Here is a 284-nt window from a genome sequence, read left to right on the forward strand (position 1 = left end):
GAACAGGTCGGTGTTGTATTCCATGCTGCCCAGGAGGCTGCCATCGGCCTGGACGGAGAAGTTGAAGGTCAGATCATAGCGGGCAACGCCTTGTTCTTCGCTGACCTGGAGGGGTTCGACGTCGATGCCGGGGAAGGCCTGGCCACCGACGGGGGTGTTGACGAGGGAGCAGGAGACCTGGAATAAGGGGGCGTGGCTTAAGCTTCTGACGGGGTTTAAGCGTTCAACGAGGTGTTCGAAGGGGATGTCCTGGTGGGCATAGGCTTCCAGGGCCATTTCTCGGG

1 protein-coding gene is annotated in these 284 nt (G+C 60.2%); it reads right to left on the reverse strand.

The window, feature by feature from the left end; genetic code table 11:
* A partial coding sequence (locus tag ACO0LH_RS28620; RefSeq protein ID WP_422944546.1) for a condensation domain-containing protein occupies positions 1–284 on the reverse strand: 284 nt, incomplete at both ends.

This window comes from Undibacterium sp. TJN19 (assembly GCF_049339485.1).
GTDB lineage: Bacteria > Pseudomonadota > Gammaproteobacteria > Burkholderiales > Burkholderiaceae_D > Undibacterium.